The organism is Mesorhizobium sp. M1A.F.Ca.IN.020.03.2.1 (assembly GCF_004023205.1).
Taxonomy (GTDB): Bacteria; Pseudomonadota; Alphaproteobacteria; order Rhizobiales; family Rhizobiaceae; genus Mesorhizobium.
Genome location: NZ_RZSV01000517.1, coordinates 1 through 435, shown reverse-complemented (window position 1 = coordinate 435; position 435 = coordinate 1). Strand labels below are relative to the sequence as shown.

The following is a 435-nucleotide window of genomic DNA, read 5'->3' as shown; positions in this document are numbered from 1 at the left end:
CTCCTTCCTGCCCCCTATAGTCCGGACCTCAACCCAATCGAGAAACCCTTCGCCAACTTCAAGCACTACATGCGGCGTTGCGCCAGGTGCAGGCTAGAAGTCAACCCAAATGCGAACCGCTCTACCTCTGGCGAACAGCCGGGAAATGCCGATCCTGCACACGCGATCCGCGATTCCATCAGCTTGAAGGATGGTTCCGGACCTTTTTGCCGCAATGGCAGGTTCGAGCGACATGACGAAACTATCTGACCCCTGGCCCGCCGTTCCCAGCAAGCTGCACGGCGGCCAGGATATCCCGGAAGAGAGCATTTCTATCCATGCTCATACCGCAGGCAGACGGTTGACCGGCGCGATTTACTCCAGGTGTTCTGGAGGAAGAGCCGGGGCATTGAGCGCTGGAACCGAGCCAGCTGCAACGATCATCGAATTTCCCCG

General features: G+C 58.4%; 1 protein-coding gene and 1 pseudogene. Both read left to right on the top strand.

Annotated features, from left to right (window positions below; translation table 11 throughout):
- A pseudogene (locus tag EOA79_RS33315) lies at window positions 1-249 on the top strand (hypothetical protein); the annotation flags it as partial.
- A partial coding sequence (locus EOA79_RS33310; protein WP_206639314.1) for a hypothetical protein occupies window positions 233-435 on the top strand: 203 nt, incomplete at its 3' end. The pseudogene EOA79_RS33315 and the gene EOA79_RS33310, both read left to right, overlap by 17 nt.